The sequence below is a fragment of the uncultured Candidatus Kuenenia sp. genome (assembly GCF_900696675.1).
GTDB classification, from domain to species: Bacteria; Planctomycetota; Brocadiia; order Brocadiales; family Brocadiaceae; genus Kuenenia; species Kuenenia stuttgartiensis_A.
In genome coordinates this window covers 1-8,827 of the sequence record NZ_CAADGZ010000134.1, presented here as the reverse complement: position 1 = coordinate 8,827, position 8,827 = coordinate 1, and the positions used below count along the sequence as shown (strand labels likewise).

Sequence of the window (8,827 nt, the reverse complement as noted above, 5' to 3'; positions counted from 1 at the left end):
TTATTATGATAGTCTTTAACTTCTGAGGATGGATTTATAGCAATAGAATCATACCCCATCTGCCTTGCATAGTTAATGTCCTCAGATGGTTTATCATTCCAGAGTATGCCATAAATATTTTGATATGCTTTTTCTTCCGCAAGATTCTTTTCAGCGAAAAGAACAATATGGGCAATAACCAATATGCTTACTACGATGCTAATCTTTGACTTCACCACTATTTCTCCTAATAAGAGATTAATTGACAAACCGAGGCACACCCCATTGTCAGACAATATTTTGATAAAAACAGGTATTAAATCAAGCTGCATTTGGCAGCAATTTTATTCTGTTGTTGATGTTTAATGTAGAGACGCATTGCATGCGTCTGGAAACTGCGGTGCATAATGAAAATATTGACACAACAGAGAGACGCGTGCAATGCGTCTCTACAAAATTATTGAAATTCCTAAAAAACAAGGTAAGCATACATCACGAAGGGGAAAATGGGTAATCCATATGACCGAGGGAGGACTCACATCCTGTGACCATGTCCCTAACTGCAAGGTATAAGGGGAAAACCGAAGTCCAGGTCGTATGAGATGGTGATATGTGTTTTTTTCTCAAACAGGTATCTTCTGAGTAGTCAGCATTAGTCGTATTAGCTTTGTACTCAACTCTCTCACTGTAATCCAAACGTAACTATTCAGCGGAAACATTACGGTCTATACCTTACGAATTCACAAATTGTGATTTCTTAAAAGTTGCTGTTGTAGAGCGAAGAATCTCTTCGCTCTACACTTCGTAATTTGTGCACCTTTAAGGTATAAAACACCAACTTGTACTTCGGTAGTTTAATACATTACGCTAAATAGTTACATCCAAACAATCCCAAAGAACAGCTTACATAAAATGAAACATCTATATGGTAGATAAGCTGTTTAAACGGTTTAAACAGCTTAAAACCGTTTTTTTTTAATTTGCGTTAATCTATGAAATCTGCGGACAAAAGTATTTTCAGTAGTCTTTGCAAGCATGGGATATTAACCCTGACAGGGTTGTTTCCTTCATTTTCAGGTGAATTCATCTTCTGTCAAGCAAACCTGGCAGGGCTTGGGCATTGCCCACCAAAATACCACTCATTCCGTACACGTTCTTTATTTCTCTGAGGACAATGCCCCCCCCTACACGACTGATGGCACGGACAAACAGCGTTTGTCCGTGCCATCCTGAAAATCCAACAAATAAATGCAAGCCAATGGCGCTATTGGGAAACTTCCGCCCGCTACTTCGCAAAGCGAGATGCTATAAATGTTTTCTTTCGCCAATTGTTTTCATATGTCACCAATTAGCTCGACGCCAACTTACATAACAATGAATACTCCTGTATGACGAACGTATCAATTGTTTACTGCTCATTATTCCTCGCAGGTGCAATCATCTTTCTTTTTTCCGCATTTTTCACAGACATCCTCATTGGAAACGACAGCACTAACATATGAGGTACTTCCTGTTTTATAACTACCCATCAACTCATCAGTCTTCTTCTCAATGTCCTTCTCTTCCTCATCTGCGATTACAGGGCTAATGAATGCAGTGTTTAATCCAAAATAACTAAACATTAACACCCCTGAAATAACAACACCAATACTTATCTTCTTAAACATTTCGCCATCCTCCTTCAATTTACATCTTTTTTAACAATCTTCCGGGAACACTCCCGAAACAGACTTTTTTCTCAACACAACACCTTCGCAATGTGTTTGCCATTGAAAATTAAAACAATACAATTTTTTTATACTAACAGTAATAAATTTATAACATTCTAAGATAAAAGTAGTTATAACTGATAAAATTAACAACGGAATGAGAAGTAGTGATAAAAACAAATCCGGGCAATTTACGAAAAGTGTATGTAAATCAATACACCGTATAGTTGATATTTCATTAACTATTAATAATCAAAGTTGTTATGCTTGTTTCCCACTGTATGCAAATACATACAGCAGATTATCTGATTAAATTCAGTATTGCATAACGCAGTAAAGCCGCAACCAAAAAGAGTTTAACCACTAAGAACACGGCGCGGCCTTTGGCCGCAACCAAATTCGAAATACGAATATCGAAATACGAAACAAATTCAAATGACAAAAAACCCAATGCTACAAAGAGAGTTGTAGAGTTAACTTCTAAACTTCTAAACTTCTAAACTCCTAAACTTTACGTAAGCTTCATCTAATCAATGCCTTACAGTTATACATTTTGAAAAACAAGCATTAAAAACAAGAAGTTGATGGATTGTAGTACGTGGCACAAAGGGCACGAAGAAAAACTTACAAAAAAAGAGGTTTTTTGAGGAAAAGGCAACGACGGGTGACGAAAGATTGCGGCAGTCGGCAGTCGGCAAATTGCAGATTGCAGATTGCAGATTGAGGATTGAGGATTGAGGACTGAGGACTGAGGACTGAGGACTGAGGACTGAGGACTGAGGACTGAGGACTGAGGACTGAGGACTGAGGACTGAGGACTGAGGACTGAGGACTGAGGACTGAGGACTGAGGACTGAGGACTGAGGATTGAGGACTGAGCGAAGTGTGGTTAGTTCTTGAGAAGAGGACCATGGATAGCCATTTTACTGATTTACGGACTTTAATAATTGCAAATGCACAATTCGTTAATTCGTTGGATAATTTTAAATTTTAAAATTGCAAATATGATTTCATTTTGTATAATCTGACAATCCACCTTGTTCAGGTACTTACCATATATTGTATTCTACTATAATTTTGATCAACAACCACAATCTTGCCCTGTTGCAGGTGGAATTACCACTGCCTTACGATTCAAATTCCATAAGATTAGCAGGATAATCTACCATAATTTTAATTTTCATTATATATTGTACTTACCTGAGTAATGTAGATATCCCTATTTTATAATTGATGAAAATATTTAGACAATTAGAAGGATTGGATTGTTTTGGACAATACACAAGCCCTGATGTCTTTTTAGGTTTAGATGTCACCGTTTTGCTCTCTATGATAACAACTGTTACAAAGCAATTGCGGTTTAAGGATACTAAATAAATGCTTTGGATATGACAAAAATTACGTACCTATATGGGATTACCGTGAATAACCTGGCAAGACATTTAAAAACTATATCAATAGCATGCCTTTGTGGAGTTATTTTTTTCGCTTCCCTTTCAAGCGCTTACGCCTTCGATAATGATAGATTAGATCTCACCATCACCCGATTCCTTGATGCCCTTTCTTATAAATATAAAGGATTCGATATAAAGATTACAGAGGTTTCAGTTGGCGAAACATTTGATGACAACATCACCTTTACCAACAAGAATGAAAAGGAAGACTTCATCACTAATGCCAAACTCGGGGTAGGGGTAAAATATGAAGGAAAAACCAGGACATTTGAGCTAACCGGCGACATCGCATATCAGGCATTTGCCAAAAATTATACTTTCAACAATATCACCCAACACATAAATTTAAATTTCGAAAATGAGTTCTCAAAACGTGACCGCATAAACCTAAAAAACGTCTTTACACACATCGAAGCGCCCTCCTCGGATGAAGAAGATTTTACCTCTCGGCAATTTGGCAGGTCAAGGGGACGATTTGAATTTTTTCAAAACAAGTTTGACATAAATTACTCAAACGATATTGCCAAACAAATTTCTCTCTTTGTAAAATACGCCAACGAGATAAACATATTTCCAGGGTCAAACAGGTCAAATTCTTTTCTCAATAAACCAGGTATGGGCATAAGTTATTTGTTTAGTCCCACCGAAACTGTTTTTTTGTTTTCATACGACTTCATCAGTGCACAATTTGAAGATGAACAAGATGCCATAATAAATACAATTGGTCCAGGCATAAGACAGTATATAACAAAAAAACTTTTTTTTGATGGGAGAACGGGGGTAGATTTTATCGATTCTTTTGACGATGAAAACCTCACGAAACCATTCGTTCAGACATCGCTGACATATATCGTAGACGAAAGGACTCGTGCAAGACTTTCGTTTGACAAGAAATATACAACAAGCCCTTACTTTGCGGACATCTTTAATAACTGGCGTACTTCCGCTTCTTTAACAAGACAAATGTTAGAAAGACTTGTTTGTTCCTTATCAATTTTTTATGGTGAGGGTGAATATGTTTCCTCGTCTTTTGAACAAAGACTGTTGGGGGTAAATTCCTCTTTAAACTACGATATTAGCAGGAACTTAAAGGGACGTTTGACATACACTTATTCACAATTAGGTTCTAATTCTGAAACTGCCGAATATTCAAAAAATACCATATTCCTGGGATTAACCGCAGGGTTTTGAGATGATAAACTGGCAACCTATCCATGGCAGGCATATGGAAGAGGCAATATAAAAGATTTCAACGAATGGATGAGGCTTGATTTAGAGTATATTTACAATTTGGTTACTTTTGCCCGATTATAAAATTTTTTTAAAAACTACACTGGTTGTATTCTTTGGAATAGGTGCGAAATAATTCAAATTTTATATTAAAGTCTTTCCCGAATAATATTATAAAATTAACTGCAAATTCTTATAAATATAACAGATACAATATTAACCCAGGCGGGCTTAGGTTGCAACCCAATGTCATTAAGTTAAGCTACCTACCGCAAAAGTCCCCCTTAAAAAAGGAGGTTGTTTTTAATAAAATAATTCTTAACACCTTCGTTATTTGAAAAATACAAGGGGCGGTCTGTTTGTAGCGCAATAAAATTCAACAGGTAAATAGCTCCGTAGGAGCGGCCTGTATATGATTGACAGGAAGACAGGTCGCTCCTGACGGAGCTAATATCTGTTATGGTATCCTATCTACAAACAGGTTGCTCCTACGGAGCTTATCGGTAATACGTTTTTTTTAAAAACCAAAGTGTTACAATAATTCTTAAATTAATGACATTGGGTTGCAACCCAATGTCATTAATTTAAGCCAACTGTCTTTTGTAACTGACGAGACAACCCTGACAGGGCACAAAACCCTGTCAGGGTTAACTTACTGTAATGTTTTATTTAAAACTGGCGTAAAGTCATAAAAAATCCCGAATGCATCCTTAACTTAATAATATTGGGTTGCAAACTTGAACCCGCCAGGAAGGCCAATTGGCAATTCACCACCGAAAAGGCCGGGATAAAACTATCTTGTCTCTATCCAACACTTGAGAGTTGACGAGACATTATTGAGAATTTTCCATGAAGTTTATAACTTTCCATATAGTATCTCCTGCTTTATTTTTCCCTTCTTTGAGTTGAACTTTTGTAACACTTTGATATCCGCTAGGAAAGCGAACCCTCACATCAACGAATACCATTTCCTCAGATTTCACAACTTTTCTTACCTGGAATATAGCATCACTATAGAAATTTCTAAGAAAATTTGGATATTCCTTGTTTTGTTCTAATAAGACCTTATTTTTTTCATACATATCGTCAGAAATATACTCTTTTATTGCATCTATATCACCATTTTTGAATGCCCGAAAAAGAGGAACAAATGTATCACTCTTAACATTTTTATATAACAAATCAATCCTTGAAATCTCTTGGGCATTTAGTATATTAAATGAAACAAAAACGAAAAAAACAAACCATGCAAAAAAAACTACTCTCATCATTTTCCTCCTTTATTGAGTTAATGCCTGGAACCACAGATTGGACATAGACCTGTACCCAATTCCATTTGGGTGGAGTAAATCAGCATATTCGTCTTCATAACGACGACGTTCTGTTGGCACATCTGAATAGTTAAAATAACTGTAGAAATCAGGAGGAATTATGAGAATATTGTTACTGAAATTACTTTTTAATTCATCGACAACCTGATTATACTCTTTAATCAATATATTTCTTGGTGTCTGGTCAGGGTCATGGTAAGTTCCGGAACTGTCTCCTAAAGCGATTGGCACTTTTGCTAAACAGGCTTTCTGACCTGCAGCATTTATTGCCTCTGAAATTTTTTGCATATTATCTTTAAAAGTCCCGGGATATCCAGGATCGCCAGGATTCAAACCCAGCCCGCTTGGGATGGGTAACCCTAGCGGATTAGCATCATTTGTTCCATACTGAACCAAACATCCACTAGCGTTGGGATGTCTTAGAAGCATTCTATTAATAGAAGAAGCTCCATCAGATGAGGTAGACCCCTCAACTCCTTCATTAAAAATAGTGTGTGGATACCCTCTCGCCGCTGTAAGTAAATTATTTAATATTGGTGGGTAACCACCTCCCGCATTTCGTCCATCTTGTGAAGTATCATCAGAAACGTCATCGTCTCCAATTCCTATTGTAATACCATCTCCCATTCCCCAATAATAATCACCAATGCCAATTTGCACTCTTTTATCGTGTGCATACTCTCCGGGAATTTTATTACCCTCAGCATCCACAACAAAAGCATCCATTACATATTCACCCCGAGAAAGGTTTGTAAATACAACTTCATAAGGCGCTGTGTAATCGCTGATACTTTGCGCATAAGCAGTTCCGCTATCGAGCGCAAAGAGAATTCCCTGATTTTGCTGTAAATTGTTGGTTTCCGCCTGAACAGAGAGATCTGAATTTTCCTGTAAATAATAATTATCGGGTGTAGTAATCCTCACAAGCGGCGTTGTGTCAGGCATTGTAGTGTTATAAAATCTTAAGGACAACACCTCCCCGGCGCTCAGCTCCCGGTTGTAAACCACAACCTCGTCTATCTTACCGTCCATATGACCATAATTAGAAGTTAATGCCCCTATAGCCATATACGATGCTGCTGTATATGGCACTATGGTATTTCCCGCCGGGTGTGTTTGTGTATCAACGAGTTGCCCATCTACATATAATTTCTGTTCGCCTGTAGTTTTGTTGTAAGTGCCTGCGACGTGATACCACTTGCCAGTCGAAGTGACCAAGTCATTGGTTGCGTGTTTTTGCGTTTTCGTGCCTTCAGATGTTTTAGTGGTTACAATAAATCGTATGGTGTTTCTCGAAGCGCTATACTGATCAAAATATAATCCATATCCTTGCCCTCCCGAATTCCAGTACCAACCTCCAAAAATAGTATCTGGCGCTTCCGTATCTACTGAATATCTGTAAAACCACGCAGAAACCGAAATCTCGTCATAATTTAAAGGCGGAATCGATACATAAGTACTTTCGCCGTTAAAACTCAGCGCCCTTCCGAATTTCCCTGTAGTCCATGTGGATCCGGTAAAGCCTGTAATTGTGCCGTTTTTATTATTATCCGAAGAATCCGTTACAATCGCTCCAGTACCTTCATCAAATGCATAGTGGACCTGCTGACCTCCTGGACCTTCACTCAAGCTCATGGTAATCGTCTCTGTGCCGTACATATCGTCCGTAGTAAAACTCCATATATAGTCAGACGCCATCGCATTGCCTGCCAGATCCTTTACCCCAGTGGTAATCGTAGCCGTGTAGGTGGTGGAAGAGGACAGGTTGCCCGACGGGATAAAAGTGGCAGTCGTCCCGCTGTACGATACCGTTCCACCTATAGTATCGACCCCGTCACTCACCAGAAAGGTGGACGGTGTTATGCTGCCGGCATCCATCTCCTCATTAAATGTCCCCGTTATCACACTATCTACCGCTACACCTGTCGCACCACTTGCAGGACTCCATGCACTCACCTCCGGCGATGTTGTGTCAGGAATTACAGTGTTGCTAAATAAGGACAACACCACGTGGTCACTGTTATTAAATAAGGACAACACCTCCTGGGCGCTCAAGGCTCGATTATAGATACGGATGTCGTCTATAATTCCACGAAAAAAGCCAAAATTGGTATACCTGGTTCCTATGGCCATGTAATTCCGATCCGTTAATGGCACTATCACATTCCCAGATGGATGTGTTTGTGTATCCACCAACTGCCCGTCCACATATAACTTCTGCTCTCCCGTAGTCTTGTTGTAGGTACCAACAACATGATACCAACTCCCATTCGAATCGGTAAAATCCTTTGTTGCATCTTTTACTGTCCTTGTCCAGCTTGTATTCCTTGTGGCCGCGACAAACCGAAGTATATTTGGCGTACTCGAATTAAAATACAAGTCAAATCCTTCCCGCAATTGCACATCAGCATTATATCTAAAACCACCAAATATAACGTTAGTGCCAGATGTATTTTTATTGAACCATGCAGATACGGAAATCTCTTCGTAATTCATACTAGGAATTGTTACATAATCATTCCCGTCAAAATTCAATGCACCACCGATTTTTCCTGTTGTCCATGTAGCTCCGGTAATTGTGCCATTTCTGTTATTACCTGACGAATCCGTTGCAGTCGCTCCCGTCCCTTCATCAAATGCATAGTATGCCTGCAGAGTTGGGTCAGGCGCTGCTCCCGTGGTAAAGCTCCAGACGTAATCGGCTGTCATACCATTGCCCGCCACATCCTTTACCCCTGTGGTAATCGTAGTCGTGTAGGTGGTGGAAGAGGACAGGTTACCAGACGGGGTAAAAGTGGCAGTCGTACCGCTGTACGATACCGCCCCACCTATATTACTGATCCCATCACTCACCAGAAAGGTGGCCGTTGTTATGCTGCTTGCGTCCATCGCCTCGCTGAATGTGCAGGTGATGGTACTGTTTACCGCCACCTCAGTAGCATTACTTACAGGACTCGTTGCACTCACCGTCGGCGGTGTCGTGTCGGGCGTTGTAGCGTTATTAAATAAGGACAACACCTCCTGGGCGCTCAAGGCTCGATTATAGATACGGATGTCGTCTATAATTCCACGAAAAAAGCCAAAATTGGTATACCTGGTTCCTATGGCCATGTAATTCCGATCC

At 39.3% G+C, this 8,827-nt stretch carries 5 protein-coding genes; 1 reads left to right on the top strand and 4 read right to left on the bottom strand.

The features are described from left to right. Both QZT26_RS14785 and QZT26_RS14780 read right to left on the bottom strand, forming a co-directional pair. Positions 1-215 (bottom strand): hypothetical protein (locus QZT26_RS14785; protein WP_295103243.1); only part of this gene is annotated, 215 nt, incomplete at its 3' end. Positions 216-1,397: 1,182 nt separating this feature from the next. Continuing rightward, positions 1,398-1,646, bottom strand: a complete 249-nt coding sequence (locus QZT26_RS14780) for a hypothetical protein (RefSeq protein WP_295103241.1) — start codon at positions 1,644-1,646, stop codon at positions 1,398-1,400. A gap of 1,430 nt (positions 1,647-3,076) precedes the next feature. Between QZT26_RS14780 and QZT26_RS14775 the strand changes: the two genes are divergently transcribed. Continuing rightward, positions 3,077-4,333: an outer membrane beta-barrel protein gene (locus tag QZT26_RS14775; RefSeq protein WP_295103238.1), complete on the top strand. Its 1,257-nt coding sequence runs from the start codon at positions 3,077-3,079 to the stop codon at positions 4,331-4,333. 872 nt (positions 4,334-5,205) lie between these two features. Here the strand turns inward: QZT26_RS14775 and QZT26_RS14770 are convergent. Both QZT26_RS14770 and QZT26_RS14765 read right to left on the bottom strand, forming a co-directional pair. Beyond that, positions 5,206-5,643 (bottom strand): hypothetical protein, encoded by a 438-nt coding sequence (locus QZT26_RS14770; RefSeq protein ID WP_295103237.1) that lies wholly within the window; start codon positions 5,641-5,643, stop codon positions 5,206-5,208. 9 nt (positions 5,644-5,652) lie between these two features. Further along, positions 5,653-8,827, bottom strand: a 3,175-nt coding sequence (locus QZT26_RS14765; protein ID WP_295103235.1) for a LamG-like jellyroll fold domain-containing protein, incomplete at its 5' end; no start/stop codon positions are given.